General features: G+C 70.5%; 15 protein-coding genes. 4 read left to right on the top strand and 11 right to left on the bottom strand.

Annotated features, from left to right (window positions below; all coding sequences use genetic code 11):
• Positions 1-166: 166 nt before the first annotated feature.
• The 7 genes from ACIBLA_RS24235 to ACIBLA_RS24205 all read right to left on the bottom strand — a co-directional run bounded on the left by ACIBLA_RS24235 (position 167) and on the right by ACIBLA_RS24205 (position 7,408).
• Positions 167-1,921, bottom strand: a complete 1,755-nt coding sequence (locus tag ACIBLA_RS24235; protein ID WP_399199839.1) for a DoxX family membrane protein — start codon at positions 1,919-1,921, stop codon at positions 167-169.
• A gap of 157 nt (positions 1,922-2,078) precedes the next feature.
• Positions 2,079-3,029 (bottom strand): 23S rRNA (guanosine(2251)-2'-O)-methyltransferase RlmB, encoded by a 951-nt coding sequence (gene rlmB / locus ACIBLA_RS24230; protein ID WP_399199838.1) that lies wholly within the window; start codon positions 3,027-3,029, stop codon positions 2,079-2,081.
• 155 nt (positions 3,030-3,184) lie between these two features.
• The gene (gene cysS, locus ACIBLA_RS24225; RefSeq protein ID WP_399199837.1) at positions 3,185-4,603 is read right to left on the bottom strand and encodes a cysteine--tRNA ligase; all 1,419 of its coding nucleotides are present in this window, start codon (positions 4,601-4,603) and stop codon (positions 3,185-3,187) included.
• Between the two features lie 187 nt (positions 4,604-4,790).
• Positions 4,791-5,198, bottom strand: a complete 408-nt coding sequence (locus ACIBLA_RS24220) for a PPOX class F420-dependent oxidoreductase (protein ID WP_363241122.1) — start codon at positions 5,196-5,198, stop codon at positions 4,791-4,793.
• Positions 5,199-5,317: 119 nt separating this feature from the next.
• Positions 5,318-5,836, bottom strand: a complete 519-nt coding sequence (gene ispF / locus ACIBLA_RS24215) for a 2-C-methyl-D-erythritol 2,4-cyclodiphosphate synthase (RefSeq protein ID WP_363241121.1) — start codon at positions 5,834-5,836, stop codon at positions 5,318-5,320.
• Positions 5,826-6,572 (bottom strand): 2-C-methyl-D-erythritol 4-phosphate cytidylyltransferase, encoded by a 747-nt coding sequence (gene ispD, locus ACIBLA_RS24210; protein ID WP_399199834.1) that lies wholly within the window; start codon positions 6,570-6,572, stop codon positions 5,826-5,828. Before ispD ends, ispF begins: the two co-directional genes overlap by 11 nt.
• A gap of 353 nt (positions 6,573-6,925) precedes the next feature.
• A complete protein-coding gene (locus ACIBLA_RS24205; protein WP_003953493.1) occupies positions 6,926-7,408 on the bottom strand; it encodes a CarD family transcriptional regulator in 483 nt (160 codons plus the stop codon).
• A gap of 664 nt (positions 7,409-8,072) precedes the next feature.
• Here ACIBLA_RS24205 and ACIBLA_RS24200 point away from each other — a divergent pair.
• The gene (locus ACIBLA_RS24200; protein ID WP_399199832.1) at positions 8,073-8,813 is read left to right on the top strand and encodes a DUF461 domain-containing protein; all 741 of its coding nucleotides are present in this window, start codon (positions 8,073-8,075) and stop codon (positions 8,811-8,813) included.
• A gap of 98 nt (positions 8,814-8,911) precedes the next feature.
• Here the strand turns inward: ACIBLA_RS24200 and ACIBLA_RS24195 are convergent, their stop codons facing one another.
• Both ACIBLA_RS24195 and ACIBLA_RS24190 read right to left on the bottom strand, forming a co-directional pair.
• Positions 8,912-9,592, bottom strand: a complete 681-nt coding sequence (locus ACIBLA_RS24195) for a response regulator transcription factor (protein WP_030353388.1) — start codon at positions 9,590-9,592, stop codon at positions 8,912-8,914.
• Positions 9,589-10,851 (bottom strand): ATP-binding protein, encoded by a 1,263-nt coding sequence (locus ACIBLA_RS24190; protein WP_363241118.1) that lies wholly within the window; start codon positions 10,849-10,851, stop codon positions 9,589-9,591. The genes ACIBLA_RS24195 and ACIBLA_RS24190 overlap by 4 nt, the downstream gene beginning before the upstream one ends.
• A gap of 277 nt (positions 10,852-11,128) precedes the next feature.
• On the opposite strand from ACIBLA_RS24190, the gene phoU reads away from it, so the two are divergent.
• Together phoU and ACIBLA_RS24180 are read left to right on the top strand one after the other, a co-directional pair.
• Positions 11,129-11,809 (top strand): phosphate signaling complex protein PhoU, encoded by a 681-nt coding sequence (gene phoU, locus ACIBLA_RS24185; RefSeq protein WP_363241117.1) that lies wholly within the window; start codon positions 11,129-11,131, stop codon positions 11,807-11,809.
• A gap of 197 nt (positions 11,810-12,006) precedes the next feature.
• A complete protein-coding gene (locus ACIBLA_RS24180) occupies positions 12,007-12,156 on the top strand; it encodes a hypothetical protein (RefSeq protein WP_363241116.1) in 150 nt (49 codons plus the stop codon).
• Between the two features lie 89 nt (positions 12,157-12,245).
• Here ACIBLA_RS24180 and ACIBLA_RS24175 read toward each other — a convergent pair whose 3' ends face one another.
• Complete coding sequence (locus ACIBLA_RS24175) at positions 12,246-13,007, bottom strand: phosphoglyceromutase (RefSeq protein ID WP_363241115.1); 762 nt, start codon at positions 13,005-13,007, stop codon at positions 12,246-12,248.
• Between the two features lie 158 nt (positions 13,008-13,165).
• On the opposite strand from ACIBLA_RS24175, the gene ACIBLA_RS24170 reads away from it, so the two are divergent.
• Positions 13,166-14,479 (top strand): MDR family MFS transporter, encoded by a 1,314-nt coding sequence (locus tag ACIBLA_RS24170; RefSeq protein ID WP_399199831.1) that lies wholly within the window; start codon positions 13,166-13,168, stop codon positions 14,477-14,479.
• A 55-nt stretch (positions 14,480-14,534) separates the two neighbouring features.
• On the opposite strand, the gene ACIBLA_RS24165 is transcribed toward ACIBLA_RS24170, so the two are convergent.
• Positions 14,535-16,136 carry a N,N-dimethylformamidase beta subunit family domain-containing protein gene (locus ACIBLA_RS24165; protein ID WP_399199830.1) on the bottom strand — a complete coding sequence of 534 codons (1,602 nt, stop codon included), beginning with the start codon at positions 16,134-16,136 and terminating at the stop codon, positions 14,535-14,537.
• Positions 16,137-16,164: the final 28 nt, after the last annotated feature.

Here is a 16,164-nt window from a genome sequence, read left to right as displayed (position 1 = left end):
CTGAGGCGGTCCTGGGGCGGTCCTGGGGCGGTTTCAGGGGCCCTGACGGGTTCCGGGCGGTCCTGGGCGGTCCTGCGCGGTCTCGGAGCCGTACGCGGGCGTACACGAGGGCGGCCACCCGATCCCCGTCGGGTGGCCGCCCTCACGCGTCGCGTACTCCCCCGCGTCAGCCGAGCAGGCCGCCGATCGGGTTCTGGGCCCCGCCACCGCCGCCGGTGGACGAACCGCCTCCGCCGCCCGTGGTGCCGCCGCCGTCGCCGACGCCGCCGGTCGAGCCGCCGCCCGAGCCGCCGCCCGTCGAACCACCGCTCGTGGCGGGGCCCTGGCTGCTCGACGGCGGTGGTGCCTGCTGTGACGTCTGCGGCGGTGCCTGGCCGGTGCCCTGGGACTGGCTGGGCCGCCCGCCCGTGCCGGTCGCGCCGGGCGCGCGGGCGGTGTCCTCGCCGGACTTCGGCGGCTGGGACGCCGGGCCACTGGTCTGGCCGGCCGTCGGCGCCGTGCTGCCGCCGCTCGGCTTGGCCTCGCCGGTGGGCGTGCCGGACGCGCTGCTCTTGCCGGACTTCTGCGGGAGCGGTGATCCGGGCAGCTGGTTGACCGGGTTGTTCGGTCCGGGCACGGTCACCATGTCCGTGGACCGTACGGCTCCGCCGAGCATGGAGCCGATCAGCAGGGTCAGACCGATGACGACGGTCGCGACGACCGCGCCACGGCGCAGCACACGCCGCCGCAGGTCCCTGATGTGGGAGCGCGGGCCGAGCTTGCGCCAGGCCTCGCCCGCGAGGCGGCCGTCCATCGAGTAGACCGGGGCGCCCGCGATGATCAGCGGGGACCAGGCGGCCAGGTAGATGATGTCGGGCGCGTCGTAGGCGGGGACGGTGCGCCAGCTGACGGTGAGGATCAGCGCCGCCGAGAGCAGCGCCCCGAAGCAGGCGGCGAGCCGCTGCCAGAGCCCGAGGACGGTCAGCACACCGGCGACGACCTGGAGGAACGCGACGCTGAGCCCGGCGCCGACGGGGTGCGAGACGGCGAAGTCACGCAGCGGTTCGGCGAGCGCCCACGGTTGCAGCGAGGTGAGCCAGGTGACCATGGAGCCGCGCTTGCCGCCGTCGAAGTAGACGGGGTCGCAGAGCTTGCCCATGCCCGCGTAGATGGAGATGAGACCGAGGAAGACGCGGAGCGGCAGGAGCACCACTCCGAGGTTCATGCGGCGGCCGGGGTAGTAGGCGTGCCGTACGGCGGCGTCGGAGGCCGCGATGTCGTGCCGTGCTCCGCGCGGGTCGCGGTCGCGGTCATGCTCGCCGTCGCGCCCGAAGTCGCGCCCGAAGTCGCGCTCGTACTCACGGTCGTCGCGGTCGTCGTGTCCGCCGCGGTGGCGTGCGCCGCCCGTGCCGCCCGTGCCGTACGTGTCGTACTCCGGGGCGTCGTACGCGCCCACGGCCTGCCGCATGGGAGGCAGCAGCGGGGTGTCGGAACCCGCGCCGCCGCGGTGCGGTACGCGGGGCGTCGGCATGGTGTCGTCGCCCAGGTCGATCCGCGGGATGACCTGGGTGGAGCCGGTGGCCCCCATGTCGTACGGACCGCCCGGCGCCTCGGCGAGGGCCGCGCCCCCGCCCGACGCTGTCGCGGAGGAGTTCCGTACGGCCTGGAGGAGCCCGGTGGCTCCGAGGTCACCCGGTGCCGACCTGCCGCTCCAGACGACGGGGGTTCGGCGGCGTGCCGCGCCTCCGCGGCCGCTCATCGCGGGGATCCGCGCGGTGTCCGCCGTGGCGCGTGCGGGGCTGGGGCGCTGGTTCGATGCGAGCTTCACCCGGAAGCTGGCGTGGTTCACGATGACCTGCGCGGGATCGCAGTCCACCTTGACCATGCTCAGCGGGGGCTGTTCGTCGAACCCGGGCCGGGGCGTTCTGGTGTCCACACTCATCTAACCGAGTGACTTGTGTTTAGGACACTGCCTTGACGGCCGGTAAATGTCCGAGACCCGTCAAGAGTGCCGGGATCGGCACATCTGTACGTAGATCACGCCATCCGCCCCAGCCGGCATCCGCCCCACGGCCGCTGCCCCCGCCCGGCCAGGCCGCTCAGGAGCGCCGGCGAGCCGCCTCGTACAGCACCACTCCCGCCGCGACACCCGCGTTCAGCGATTCGGCGCCGCCCGGCATCGGAATCCGCACCCGGTAGTCGCACGTCTCGCCGACCAGCCGGGACAGGCCCTTGCCCTCGCTGCCGACCACGATCACGACCGGGCCGCCGAGCGCCGGGAGGTCGCCGACCTCGGTGTCGCCGTCGGCTGCGAGACCGACGACGGCCAGGCCCGCCTTCTGGTAACTCTCCAGCGCGCGCGTCAGGTTGGTGGCGCGGGCGACCGGCGTACGGGCGGCGGTGCCGGCCGAGGTCTTCCACGCGCCGGCGGTCATCCCGGCGGCGCGGCGCTCGGGTACGACGACGCCGTGACCGCCGAAGGCGGTGACGGAGCGGACGACGGCGCCGAGGTTGCGCGGGTCGGTGATGCCGTCGAGGGCGACGATCAGCGGGTCCTCGCCGTCGTCGAAGGCGGTGGCGGCCAGGTCCTCGGGGTGCGCGTACTCGTACGGCGGGACCTGGAGCACCATGCCCTGGTGGTTGAGGCCGTTCGTCATACGGTCCAGCTCGGGCCTGGGAGCTTCCATCAGGTGGATGCCACCGCGGTCGGCGGCGAGCTGAAGTGCCTCGCGCACACGCTCGTCGTTCTCGATGTACTGCTGTACGTAGAGAGTTGTCGCCGGTACGCCGTCGCGCAGCGCCTCGAAGACCGGGTTGCGGCCGACGACCATCTCGCTGGTGCCCTTGCCGCCGCGGCGGGCGACCTGGCGGCGGGCGGTCAGCTTGGCCTTGGAGTTGGCGACGCGGTTCTGCACATGGCCCTTGCGGGCGGACGCGGGCGGCGTCGGGCCCTTGCCCTCCAGGCCGCGGCGCCGCTTGCCACCGCTGCCGACCTGCGCGCCCTTCTTGTTGGACGTGCGGCGGTTCCTGCGTTGGCTGTTCCCGGCCATGACCTACCTGTTTCGTAGCTTTCGTCGGTTCGTGAGAAATTCACTTCGTTCACGCGAGTGTGCCGCCCGGCGGCCGGACAGCACAATCGGGGCCCGGTCGGGCCCACGGCATCCCGCGACCCGGCCTCTTCAGGAGGCCGTGGTGTTCGCCCCGCTCAACGCGGGCCCAGCGTCCACCGGGGGCCGGTCGGGCCGTCCTCGATGACGAGTCCGGACTGCTGGAGCTGGTCGCGGATGGCGTCCGCCGCGGCCCAGTCCTTGCGGCCCCGCGCCGCCTCGCGCTGGTCGAGCACCAGCCGTACGAGGGTGTCGACCACCCCGTGCATGCTGTCCCGCCCGTCGGGGCCGTCCTCGCCGGCGCCCGCTCCCGTCCAGTGTGCGTCCAGCGGGTCCAGACCGAGAACTCCGAGCATCGCGCGGACCTCGGCGAGACGGGCGACCGCCGCCTCCTTGTCGTCGGCGGCGAGCGCCGAGTTCCCCTGCCGGACGGTGGTGTGGATGATCGCGAGAGCCCCCGGGACACCCAGGTCGTCGTCCATGGCCTCGGCGAAGGCGGGCGGCACCTCGCCCGCGGGCTCGACCGTGTGGCCGGCCAGCTCGATGACGCGCTGGACGAAGCCCTCGATCCGCCCGAAGGCGGACTCGGCCTCGTGCAGGGCCTCCTCGCTGTACTCGATCATCGAGCGGTAGTGCGGGGTGCCGAGGTAGTAGCGCAGGACGATGGGCCGCCAGTGCTTGACCATCTCGCTGACCAGGACCGAGTTGCCGAGCGACTTGGACATCTTCTCGCCGCTCATCGTGACCCAGGCGTTGTGCACCCAGTACCGGGCGAATTCGTCGCCGTACGCCTTGGCCTGCGCGATCTCGTTCTCGTGGTGCGGGAAGACCAGGTCGAGGCCGCCGCCGTGGATGTCGAAGGCGCTGCCGAGGTACTTGTGCGCCATGGCGGAGCACTCCAGGTGCCAGCCGGGCCTGCCGCGGCCCCACGGGGTCTCCCAGTCGGGCTCGCCGGGCTTGGTGGCCTTCCACATCGCGAAGTCGCGCGGGTCGCGCTTGCCCGTCTCGCCCTCGCCGGAGGGCTGGCGCAGATCGTCGATGTCCTGGTTGGAGAGCTGGAGGTACTCGGGGAAGGACCGCACGTCGAAGTAGACGTTGCCCTCGCTCGCGTAGGCGTGACCGCGCTCGATGAGGCCGCGCATCATCTCGATCATCTCGGGGACGTGGCCGGTGGCGCGCGGCTCGTAGGTGGGCGGCAGGCAACCCAGGACGTCGTAGCCGGAGTTGAAGGCCCGCTCGTTCTCGTAACCGATCGCCCACCAGGGGCGGCCCTGCGCCGCCGACTTGGCGATGATCTTGTCGTCGATGTCGGTGACGTTCCGTACGAAGGTCACGTCGTAGCCGCGGTGGGCGAACCAGCGCCGCATGATGTCGAAGTTGAGCCCCGACCTGATGTGCCCGATGTGCGGAGCGGCCTGCACGGTGGCACCACAGAGGTAGATCGAGACACAGCCCGGAACGAGCGGGGTGAAGTCACGGATCTGCCGGGAGCCGGTGTCGTACAGCCGAATAGTCACGCGACAAGGGTAGTGCTCCGGAGGCAGTGCCAAGGGCTCCTTGGGGTCATGGGACACCGAAGCGTGACGTGGGGCGCGCCGGACGGCCCTCGTCAGCGGCTTTCGCATGGCGGCCGGACGGCCGCCGGGCCGCTGTCCGGCATCGGACAGCGGCCCGGCGGAGGCGGGAGCACCGCTCCCGGCGGCGTCAGATGCGGCCGACGACCTTGCGCGGCGTGACCCGGACGATGACGCGCTCGCCCTCCGCCGCCCCTGCCGGGTTGAAGTCGGCGTACAGCTTGCCCGTGTACTTCATGGACAGCTCGTCGATGAGTTCCTGTCCGCCCTCGGTGGTGAGGGTGGCCGAGCCGCGGATCTCGGCGTAGCTGTACGGGGCGTCGAACGGCTGGAACATGACCGTCACCCTCGGGTCGCGGCGCAGGTTCAGCTCCTTGCGGCGGCCGACGGCCGTCGAGATGAGGATGTCGTCGCCGTCGCGCTTCACCCATACCGGCGAGACCTGAGGGCTGCCGTCGGGCTGGATGGTGGCGATGGCGACGAAGACGGTGCCGTCGAGGAGCTGCTTCAGCTCGTCGGAGAGAACAGCGGCTGCCATGGATGGTGCCTTCCTGAGGAGGGGGTCACTGGAGGGGTTCACTGCCGTACGGGTGCCCGGCGATGCTCCCTCAACCAGCGTCCGCCGTACGGGTTTTCGGGCCGGGCTCGGATCGGTGGTCAGCGCGCGCGGACCAGCAGCGCCGTGGCGATCGCCGCCAGGCCCTCGCCACGTCCGGTCAGCCCCAGCCCGTCGGTGGTCGTGCCGGACACGGAGACGGGCGCGCCGACGGCTTCCGACAGCGCCTTCATGGCTTCGTCGCGCCGCTTGCCGATCTTCGGCCGTACGCCGATGACCTGGACGGCGACGTTGCCGATGGCGAAGCCCTCGGAGCGGACGATCCTCGCCGCCTCCGTAAGGAGGGTGACGCCGGACGCGCCCGACCACTCGGGCCGCGAGGTCCCGAAGTGCGCGCCGAGGTCGCCGACGCCGGCCGCGGAGAACAGCGCGTCGCAGGCGGCGTGGGCGGCGACGTCGCCGTCGGAGTGCCCCGCGAGGCCGTAGCCCTCGTTCTCGGGGCCGTCCCACAGCAGGCCTGCGCACCACAGCTCACGCCCGGCCTCGAAGGCGTGCACATCGGTACCGATGCCGATCAGCGGCAGACCGGCGGGCGCCGGTCCGGTGGACTCAGAATCCATCCTTGGCCCTCCTGCGGGCGAGTACGGCCTCGGCGAGCACCAGGTCCAGTGGCCGGGTCACCTTGAACGCCTCCTCATGGCCGGGCACGACCACAACGGGCTCACCGAGCTGTTCGACCAGCCCGGCGTCGTCCGTGGCGCCCTCGCCGGCGAGCGGCACGCTCAGGTGCGCGCGTACGAGCGTGGCCCGGTCGAAGCCCTGCGGGGTCTGTACGGCGCGCAGCCGGGCCCGCTCGGGCGTGGCCACGACCGGCTCGGGCTGGTCCTTCTCCGCGGGCTCGACCTCCTTGACGGTGTCGGCGAGCGCCACCGCGGGGACGACGGCGGGCGCACCGGCCCGAACGGCGTCGACCACCGCGTCCACGGTGTCGACCGGCACGAGCGGCCGGGCGGCGTCGTGGACGAGGACGCTGGTGACGTCCTCCGGCAGCGCCTCCATACCGCGCCGCACGGATTCCTGGCGGGTCTCGCCGCCGGGTACCACGAGGTAGTCGGTGCGCACAGGCAGTGAGTGCTCACCGAGGAGCAGCTTGACCGCCGCGGTGTCTTCGGGCGGTGCCACCACGACCACGAGGGAGACCGCGCGGGAGGCCGCCATGGCCCGTACCGCGTGGACCAGCATCGGGGTGCCGCCCAGGGTGCGGAGCGCCTTGGGGGCGCCGGGGCCGAGCCGTATGCCACGGCCCGCCGCGGGGATCACGGCGGCTGTGCGGTGTGGGCTCGATTCGTCTGACATCGGTTGCACTCCGGCAGGTTTGTTTCCTCGGCCGACATGGGTATGGCCACAGCGTGCCGGGCGCGGCACCTTGACCGGACCCTTCCGTGACGCTGGTCGAGATCAGCTGCGCCAGCTGCCCCGGGCCCGGCACACCAGGATCGGGCGGGGAATTCGGTTGGCGTGACGGGGTGTCACAGCCGAGTAGATCTTAGGGCCAGACGGGCCTCTTGAAGAGATCGCGGTTGTGTCAGATTGTGAGATTCCCCGGCCTGAGGATTCTCCGGGCATGCCGCAGTGCCCGACGACACAGCATAGGAATCACTGCTGGTCAGCGGGCACCGCGGCATTGATTTATCCGGGTCAGGACCCGGTCAGGACGCGAGAACCTCGTCGAGCAGGGCCTCGGCCTTGTCCTCGTTCGTGTTCTCCGCGAGAGCCAGCTCGCTCACCAGAATCTGGCGCGCCTTGGCGAGCATGCGCTTCTCACCTGCGGAGAGTCCACGCTCTCGTTCCCGACGCCACAGGTCACGGACCACTTCGGCGACCTTGATGACATCGCCGGAGGCGAGCTTCTCAAGATTTGCCTTGTAGCGCCGGGACCAGTTCGTCGGCTCTTCTGCGTACGGCGCCCTCAGCACCTCGAAGACCCGGTCCAGTCCATCCTGACCGACCACGTCGCGCACTCCGACGAACTCCGCATTGTCTGCCGGGACGCGAACCGTCAGGTCGCCCTGGGCGACCTTGAGCACCAAGTAGGTCTTGTCCACGCCTTTGATCTGACGAGTTTCGATAGCCTCGATCAGCGCGGCCCCGTGATGGGGATAGACCACGGTGTCGCCAACCTTGAACGTCATGTGACAGGTACCCCTTCCGTGGCTATCCAGGGTAACACGGGAACGGCTTCTTCTGAATGGCGTTTTCGCAGGTCAGGGCGCATCTCGGGGCTTGACAACAGCAATAGGAACGTGCTGCGAGCGGCTTCCGGAAGGGGGTATTCGCAGGTGGGAGCGGCTGCGAAGCCGGACGGAAACACGCACGTTCCACCCCTCCGCACGCCGTCCGGAGGGGGTGAACATCCACATTTGTCGGGTTCCAGAGGCTGAACTTCCCATGCTCCGTTCGGATGTCGGTCACGCGTACGAGCAGAGCGCGGGAAGAAGTACCGGCGGAAGTGGCGACGGAAGTGAGGCAGAAGTGCGGGCGGAAGTGGGAACTCAATCCGAATTTGATCACCTGAGTCCGCGCGGACAGGTTTCCGAAGACGTCGGGCGCTATTCGTAAGGAATGTGTGTCGGGTCGGGGAATTGATCACCGGACTTATGTGAACGACGTACCAAACATGGCTCACCGCGACCCAGTTCCGTCATGCGCCGGGCCGGGACCCGGTGCGCCAGGCGTCGTTGAGGGCGGGTCGGGTGCGAGGGCGCCACAGGGGCTCGGTAACCTGGGCCCGCTGAACCCGCGTTATGCCGTATGCCGTCCCCAGCCCGCCCGTACGTCCAAGGAGTTGCCGCCGCCGTGAGCCGCAGCCTTCGACGCGGTACCCTCGCCGCGTCTGCCATCGCGTTCTCGATCGCCTCGCTCGCCGCGTGCGGTGCCGGCATCGAAGCGCAGACGCTCGGCGTCCGACCTGACAACGCCTCGACCTCGATCGGCGACATCAGCGTCCAGAACGCCACGGTCGTCACTCAGCCGAAGACCACCGACAAGGGCCCCGCCGCCATCACGGCGACGGTCTTCAACAACGGCCGCAGCCAGCAGACGCTCGACGCGATCACGCTGCCGGGCAGCGGCCTGACGGTGACGATCACCCCCGCGAAGGGCAAGGGGCCGCTCACGGTGCCCGCCAACGGCTCGGTCCTGATCGGCGGCAAGGGCAACGCCTCCGCCGTGATCGAGAGCGGAGACGAGGCGGCGCGGGACGGCGACGCCCAGCGGGTCGTGTTCAAGTTCAGCGACACCGGCGACGTCGAGCTCGACGCCTTCGTGGTGCCCGCGACGGGCCCCTTCGGCGACTTCGGACCGAGCGCGCTGCCTTCACCGACCGGATCCCCCTCGGGATCACCGTCGGGCAGCCCCTCCGACGGCGCGTCCGGCGCGCCCGCGGACGACGAGACGGACAGCGCGACGGACGGCGAGAGCGGTACGCCCGGCGGCGACGCCGAGGGCACCGTCGAAGGCGCGGACCAGGGCACCGACCAGGGCGAGTCGGCCGACCCGACGGACGCCGCGTCGGCCTCCTCGAACACCGAGCACTGAGCAGCGGACTGCTGGCGCAGATCCCGGTTTTACGCAGGAAAGGGCGCCGCACCGGTATTCCGGTGCGGCGCCCTCACACGTATCGCCTGGCTGTCGGTCTACGGCTCGAACTTGTAGCCGAGCCCGCGCACCGTCACCAGATACCGCGGCGCACCCGGATCGGGCTCGATCTTGGCGCGCAGCCGCTTGACGTGGACATCGAGGGTCTTGGTGTCCCCCACGTAGTCCGCGCCCCAGACCCGGTCGATCAGCTGCATACGGGTCAGCACCCGGCCCGCGTTGCGCAGCAGCATCTCCAGCAGGTCGAACTCCTTCAGCGGCAGGTCGACCTTGCCGCCGGAGACCGTCACGACGTGTCGGTCCACGTCCATCCGGACCGGCCCAGCCTCCAGCGCGGCCGGCGTGACCTCCTCCGGCTCGCCCCTGCGGCGCAGCACCGCGCGGATGCGCGCCACCAGCTCCCGCGAGGAGAAAGGCTTGGTCACGTAGTCGTCGGCTCCTATTTCCAGGCCGACGACCTTGTCGATCTCGCTGTCCTTGGCGGTCACCATGATCACCGGGACATTGGACTTGCCCCTCAGCTGCCGGCACACCTCGGTGCCGGGCAGACCGGGCAGCATCAGGTCGAGCAGGACGAGATCGGCGCCATTGCGTTCGAACTCGTCGAGCCCCGCGGGCCCGGTGGTCGCGATCGCGACCTCGAAGCCTTCCTTGCGGAGCATGTAGGAAAGGGCGTCGCTGAATGATTCCTCATCCTCGACGACGAGCACTCGGGTCACGGAAGGACCTCCGGGGCAGGGACCTCAGTCGATTGGTCAAGATCGTTGACGTCGTGGTGAAAGCGGCGCTGGGCGACTTCGTCCGGGCCGGTGGGTGTACGGTCCCGTCCGGCACCCGCCACGGGGAGCCTCAGGGTGAAGGTGGAGCCCTGGCCTTCGGAGCTCCACATCGTGACCTCCCCGCCGTGCGAGGCGGCCACGTGCTTGACGATGGCCAGGCCGAGGCCCGTACCACCGGTGGCCCGGGAGCGGGCCGGATCGACACGGTAGAACCGCTCGAAGACGCGTTCGCGGTCCTTCTCGGAGATGCCGATCCCCTGGTCGGTGACGGCTATCTCGATCAGATCCCCGCCGGGCTCGGCCACCTGCCGGGCGGCGATGCCCACACGGGTGCGGGCCGGGGAGTAGTTGACGGCGTTCTCGACGAGATTGCCGAGGGCGGCGGCCAGCTGGCCGCGGTTGCCCCAGACTCGCAGATCGGCCACGCCGCCGGCGGCCATGGTGATCTGCTTGGTGGACGCGGCATGCCGGGACCTGTCGATGGCCTCGGCGACCAGTTCGTCCACCCGTACCGGCTCGGCGTCCTCCAGCGGGTCGTCGTTCTGCACCCGTGAGAGGTCGATGAGTTCCTGTACGAGATTGGTGAGCCGGGTCGCCTCGATCTGCATGCGGCCGGCGAAGCGGGTGACCGCCTCGGGGTCGTCGGAGGCGTCCATGACGGCCTCGGAGAGCAGGGAGAGCGCCCCGGTGGGGGTCTTCAGCTCATGGCTGACGTTCGCCACGAAGTCACGCCGGACCGCTTCGATCCTGCGCGCCTCCGTAAGATCCTCGACCAGGAGCAGGACGAGACGGGAGCCGAGCGGTGCCACCCGCGCGGAGACCGCCAGGGCCTCGCCGCGACCGGTGCCGCGCCGGGGGAGATCCAGCTCCACCTGGCGTATCTCACCGTCGCGACGGGTGTCGCGGGCCATGTGCAGCATCGGGTCGACGGCCAGTTTGCCGCCCCTGACCAGGCCCAGCGCATACGCGGCGGAGCTGGCCTTGACCACCGAGTCGCTCTCGTCGAGCACGACGGCGGAGGAGCGGAGAACGGAGAGCACGGTGTCGACGCCGGGCGGAAGACCCGCTTCCGTATGCAGTGAGCTACGGGTGGGCCTGGCCTGGTCGCGCTCGCTCCAGCGGAACGCCAGCATGGCGATCACGCCGGTACACGCCCCGGCGATCGCTGCCAATGCGGCGACTGCCGCGTTCACGTCCATGCACCCAGGTTATGCGCGGTGAGCGACACTCTCCCAGCCGTAGAGGTGTCTCCTCGAACACTCGTCGCCCAGAGTTCACTGTGGAGAAAGTGCCGGTTCACTTGGGAGGGAGCATCCGGACTTCTGACGGCCCGAACGTGGGAGCGTGGGGGTACGACAGCCCCCGCCCCCTGGCGGTCGGTCGGCGTCCGTGCGACGACAACAGTGCTGTTCGGGGGCCTGTCGACGTACTCGAACACCCCGGACCACCAGCAGGAAATTCCAGAGAGGGACACCCATGCGGGACGCGTACCACGAGGAACTTGACTCGATCGGCGAGGGCCTGGTCGAGATGGCCCGGCTGGTCGGGTCGGCGATCGGGCGCGCCACCACGTCCATGCTCGACGCGGACCTGAAGCTCGCCGAGAGCGTGATCGCCGCCGACCAGAAGGTCGACGACCTCCAGCACGACCTGGAGGCCAGGGCCATCGCGCTGCTCGCGCGGCAGCAGCCCGTCGCCACCGATCTGCGGATCGTGGTCACGTCGCTGCGGATGAGCGCGGACCTGGAGCGCTCGGGCGACCTGGCGCAGCACGTCGCCAAGCTGGCGCGGCTCCGCTTCCCGGTCCACGCCGTGCCGCACGACCTGCACGCGACGATCCTGGAGATGGGGCAGCTCGCGCAGCGGCTGATGGCTAAGTCGGCCGAGGTCATCATCACCAAGGACGTCGATCTGGCGCTCCAGCTGGAGCAGGACGACGACGAGATGGACCTGCTGCACCGCACGCTGTTCCAGCACCTGATGGACGACCGCTGGAAGCACGGCATCGAGACGGCGGTGGACGTGACGCTGCTCGGCCGGTACTACGAGCGGTTCGCCGACCACGCGGTGTCGGTGGCCAAGCGCGTGGTGTACCTGGTGACGGGTGAGCACGCGGACGAGATCCAGCAGGCGGAGGTGCCGGTCGAAGGGGCCTGACGGCCGCGCGGGTTCCGTGCGCGGGTTCCGTGCGCGGGTTCCGTGCGCGGGTTCCGCGCACCGGGGCGCGTGGGGCGCGTGGGAGGTGGCACCGAGCGGCGTTTGCGCGCATGCGCCGTTGATGCGCCTGCCACGGTGGGGTTGCAATGGGCGCAAACGCCACCCCGTACGCCCGTGCACACCTCCGAGGAGGAACCATGGCCGAGTCCCCCATGACCGAGACCCAGCAGGAAGCGCCCGTCGAGCGGGTGCGGCTCCCGATCCTCGGCGCCTGCGGCTGCGGCTCCAGCTGCGGCTGCGGCTGCCAGTCGGGTGGGCCGTGCGCCTGCGGGGGCAGCTGCGGCTGACAGCAGACAGCAGACAGCTGACACTGACAAGGGCCCGGTCCGGTGGTGAAGACCTCCACCCGGACCGGGCCCTGCTACGCGCTCGCGTACTACTTCCGCTTGCCCTGGTTCTTCACGGCCTCTATCGCCGCCGCCGCCGCGTCCGGGTCCAGGTAGGTGCCGCCCGGCTTGAGGGGGCGGAAGTCGGCGTCCAGGTCGTAGGAGAGCGGGATGCCCGTGGGGATGTTGAGGCCCGCGATGTCCGCGTCCGAGACGCCGTCCAGGTGCTTCACCAGCGCGCGCAGGCTGTTGCCGTGCGCGGCGACCAGGACCGTACGGCCCGTCAGCAGGTCCGGGACGATGCTGTCGTACCAGTACGGCAGCATGCGGACCACGACGTCCTTCAGGCACTCCGTGCGCGGGCGCAGCTCCGGCGGGATCGTCGCGTAACGCGGGTCGTCGCTCTGCGAGAACTCCGTGCCGTCCTCCAGCTCCGGCGGCGGCGTGTCGTACGAGCGGCGCCAGAGCATGAACTGCTCCTCGCCGAACTCCGCGAGCGTCTGCGCCTTGTCCTTGCCCTGGAGTGCGCCGTAGTGCCGCTCGTTCAGGCGCCAGGAGCGGCGGACGGGGATCCAGGAGCGGTCGGCGGACTCCAACGCCAGTGTGGCGGTGCGGATCGCGCGCTTCTGCAGCGAGGTGTGCAGGACGTCGGGGAGCAGACCGGCGTCCTTCAGCAGCTCACCGCCGCGCACGGCCTCCTTCTCGCCCTTGTCCGTGAGGTTGACGTCCACCCAGCCGGTGAACAGGTTCTTCGCGTTCCATTCGCTCTCGCCGTGGCGGAGGAGGATCAGCTTGTACGGTGCGTCGGCCATGGGCCCGAGCCTAATCGAACGTTCCCGATTGACGTCTGCCGTCAATTGACTGGTGGCCGGGGGACGCGCGTACGTAAGTTGCGGTTGGCCAGTCGGCCACTTACGCCGCCAGTACCGGTCCCTGAGAGCCGGTCCGCCGGCCCTCGGGGGGATGCCGCATGTCGATCGCCGGGCTCAGACGCGCCGTGGGTGAGAGCGTCAGAAGAAGCGTGTCGGGGCTGCCCCGTGAGTTCTGGTGGCTGTGGACGAGCACGCTGGTCAACCGGCTCGGCGGCTTCGTCGCCACCTTCATGGTGCTGTATCTCACCATGGAGCGCGGCTACTCGGCGTCGTACGCCGGTCTCGTCGTCGCGCTCCACGGCCTCGGCGGTGTCATCTCCTCGGTCGGCGCCGGGGTGATGACCGACCGGCTCGGGCGGCGGCCCACGCTGCTGATCTCGCAGTCCTCGACGGCGGCGTCGGTCGCGCTGCTCGGCTTCATGGAGGATCCCGCGGCCATCGTCGCCGTCGCGTTCCTCGTCGGCCTGACCTCCAACGCCTCGCGCCCCGCCGTGCAGGCGATGATGGCGGACATCGTGAAGCCCGAGGACCGGGTGCGCGCCTTCTCGCTCAACTACTGGGCGATCAACCTGGGGTTCGCGATCTCGTCGGTCGCGGCGGGCTTCATCGCCGAGTACAGCTATCTCGCCGGGTTCCTGGGTGAGGCGGCGATGACGCTGGCCTGCGCCGTACTGATCTTCGTCAAGCTGCCCGAGTCCCGGCCCGAACACGTCCTCGTGGACGGGAAGCGGGAGGTGGATGTCGGGATGCGGACGGTCCTGCGGGACGGCCGCTTCATGAGCGTGGTCGGGCTGGCGTTCCTCGTCGCGCTGATCTTCCAGCAGGGGTTCGTGGGACTGCCGGTCGCGATGGGCAGGGACGGGTTCAGCAGCTCCGACTTCGGGATGATCTTCGCGTTCAACGGTGTGCTGATCGTGGCGCTCCAGATCCCGGTCACCCGATTCATCGAGCACCGTGACACCCGCCGGCTGCTGGTCATCTCCTCGGCGCTCGCGGGATACGGCTTCGGGCTGACCGCGTTCGCCGGGTCGATGGCCGTCTACGCGCTGGCGGTGTGCGTGTGGACGCTGGCCGAGATCGTCAACGCCCCGACGCAGACCAGCCTCGTGGTCCGGCTGTCGCCGGTCCACGGGCGGGGCCGCTACCAGGGCATGTACACGATGTCGTGGTCGGTGGCCGGTCTGGTCGCGCCGCTGATGTCCGGCTTCCTGATCGACCGGTACGGCGCCGACTGGCTGTGGGGCATCTGCGCGGTGCTCGGGACGGTGGCGGCGGCCGGTTACTGGCTGCTGATGCGGGGGCTGCCGGATCCGTCGGAGGACGCGAAGGTGGCGGGGGTGGACCCGGTGGGGGTGGACCCGTCAGCCGTGGACCCGGCGGCGGTACGGCCGGAAGCCGCCGAGCTGCGCTGAGCCGGGAGCGGGGAGCCGGGAGCGGGGAGCCCGGTCAGGTGTCAGGTGCCAGGGGTCAGGTCGCCGTACTCCCGTACACGCTCCGTACGTTGTCCTTCGGCGCCGGTCTGGTCCGCCCCGCCGGGCCCTCGGCGAAAGCCCGGAGCACGTTCTCGGTGGTACGGGTGACAAAGGCACCGGTCCTGGCGTCCATCCGGTGATTGCGGCCGTTCTCCCGTGTCCCCGCCATGAGCCCTTCCACCCACCGCATCGTCCCGGACGCGAAGACGCCCGCGCCGCTGGACACCGTGTAGTACGCGGAATCCGCATGGCTGTCGCGGCCGTTGCAGACCAGCGGCGAGTGCGCCACGATCTCCAGCGACGCCGGTGTGGGCTGACCCGGTGTCACCCGGTCGTACTCCACCCCGACCAGGTGGTCGAAGGAGTCGCCGCGCTTCACCCCCGTCCCCTCGAAGATCCAGTGGTCCGCGCCGTGGACGACGTACGGGGCGTCCGTGGGGAACCCTTCGTACAGGACACCGGTCATCGAGGACTCCGGGTCGGCGGAGGGCGACACCCGGAAGTCGGTGGTCGCCATGGTGCGGTGTTCGACGAGGTACGGATCACCCACGTAGTCCGTCTTGTAGCAGACCACCGTACGGACGGGCCCCTTGCCGCCCGCGTGCTCCAGCCTGATCCGGCGGAAGCACGTGTTGGCGCCCAGGAAGGCCAGATTGGTCCCGGTGTCGCGGGCCCGCGTGAAGTGCCGCCGCTGCTCGGGGGTCCAGTACTCGTCGTGGCCGAGCGAGATCGCCGCCTTCGCACCGCGCAGCACCGACGGGGAGAGATGGACGTCGATGCCGGTCGTGTACGCGAGCGGAATGCCGAGCCGTTCCGCGAGGACGACCAGGGCGCGTTCGTGGACGAGGAACTTCTCGGCACCGTTCTTGTCGTAGGGCCGGTCGAAGGAGACGGCGAGCGAACGGGCCCCGTACGAGCCGTTCTTGCCCTCGTAGAGGTTGTAGCCGCCCCACTTGTTGTACGCCTGCCAGGTCGCGGGTGCGTGCATCAGGACGGTCCTGCCGACGGCGCTCTTCGAGCGGACGATGAGCGGGACGTACCGCTGGTGTCCGTTCGAAGCGTCCAGCCGCAGCAGGTACGCGCCCTCGGGCCAGCCGTCGGCGCGCACGGTGAGCGTGCGCTCCCAGTCGGCCCGTACCGTCTGGGTGTACTTGACCATCCGCGGATCGCCCTGGACCTGGCCCGCCACCCGGTCGGAGCGCCAGACCAGCCGGGCGCGGGCCCCGTCGTACCAGCCCATCCGGTACGCGGAGACCCTGAAGCCGGGTGCGGTGGTCGAGACGTGCAGCCCGAACTCCTCGCCCGGCCGGATGCTCGCCCTGTCGGTGTACCCCTGGACCGCGTCGGGCGGGCCCACCGAGCGGATGCGCCAGTCGGGGTTGCCGGGTCGGCCGCGCTCGGCGTCGGCGGTCAGGTCGGTGCCGGCATCGGAATCGGTATCGCTGCCGACATCGGTACCCGTATCGGCTGAGGGATGAGCGGCGCCCTCTCCCCCGCCCGGCGAGGAGTCGCAGCCGGCCAGGGCCCCGACCGCCATCCCGGCGGCCCCGGCGGCGGCCCCCAGGAAGTGCCTGCGATCCAACCGGTTCCGGCCCATGGCACCCGTCTTCCGCTCCGACCCGCGC

Source organism: Streptomyces sp. NPDC050433 (assembly GCF_044458565.1).
GTDB lineage: Bacteria > Actinomycetota > Actinomycetes > Streptomycetales > Streptomycetaceae > Streptomyces.
This window is presented reverse-complemented; position numbering and strand designations above follow the sequence as displayed.

Coding starts and splice junctions, on each gene's coding strand:
- ACIBLA_RS24235 (WP_399199839.1), bottom strand. CDS start 1,921: ATGAGTGTGGACACCAGAACGCCCCGGCCCGGGTTCGACGAACAGCCC.
- rlmB (WP_399199838.1), bottom strand. CDS start 3,029: ATGGCCGGGAACAGCCAACGCAGGAACCGCCGCACGTCCAACAAGAAG.
- ACIBLA_RS24220 (WP_363241122.1), bottom strand. CDS start 5,198: ATGGCAGCCGCTGTTCTCTCCGACGAGCTGAAGCAGCTCCTCGACGGC.
- ispF (WP_363241121.1), bottom strand. CDS start 5,836: ATGGATTCTGAGTCCACCGGACCGGCGCCCGCCGGTCTGCCGCTGATC.
- ispD (WP_399199834.1), bottom strand. CDS start 6,572: ATGTCAGACGAATCGAGCCCACACCGCACAGCCGCCGTGATCCCCGCG.
- ACIBLA_RS24205 (WP_003953493.1), bottom strand. CDS start 7,408: ATGACGTTCAAGGTTGGCGACACCGTGGTCTATCCCCATCACGGGGCC.
- ACIBLA_RS24190 (WP_363241118.1), bottom strand. CDS start 10,851: ATGGACGTGAACGCGGCAGTCGCCGCATTGGCAGCGATCGCCGGGGCG.
- phoU (WP_363241117.1), top strand. CDS start 11,129: ATGCGGGACGCGTACCACGAGGAACTTGACTCGATCGGCGAGGGCCTG.
- ACIBLA_RS24180 (WP_363241116.1), top strand. CDS start 12,007: ATGGCCGAGTCCCCCATGACCGAGACCCAGCAGGAAGCGCCCGTCGAG.
- ACIBLA_RS24175 (WP_363241115.1), bottom strand. CDS start 13,007: ATGGCCGACGCACCGTACAAGCTGATCCTCCTCCGCCACGGCGAGAGC.
- ACIBLA_RS24170 (WP_399199831.1), top strand. CDS start 13,166: ATGTCGATCGCCGGGCTCAGACGCGCCGTGGGTGAGAGCGTCAGAAGA.
- ACIBLA_RS24165 (WP_399199830.1), bottom strand. CDS start 16,136: ATGGGCCGGAACCGGTTGGATCGCAGGCACTTCCTGGGGGCCGCCGCC.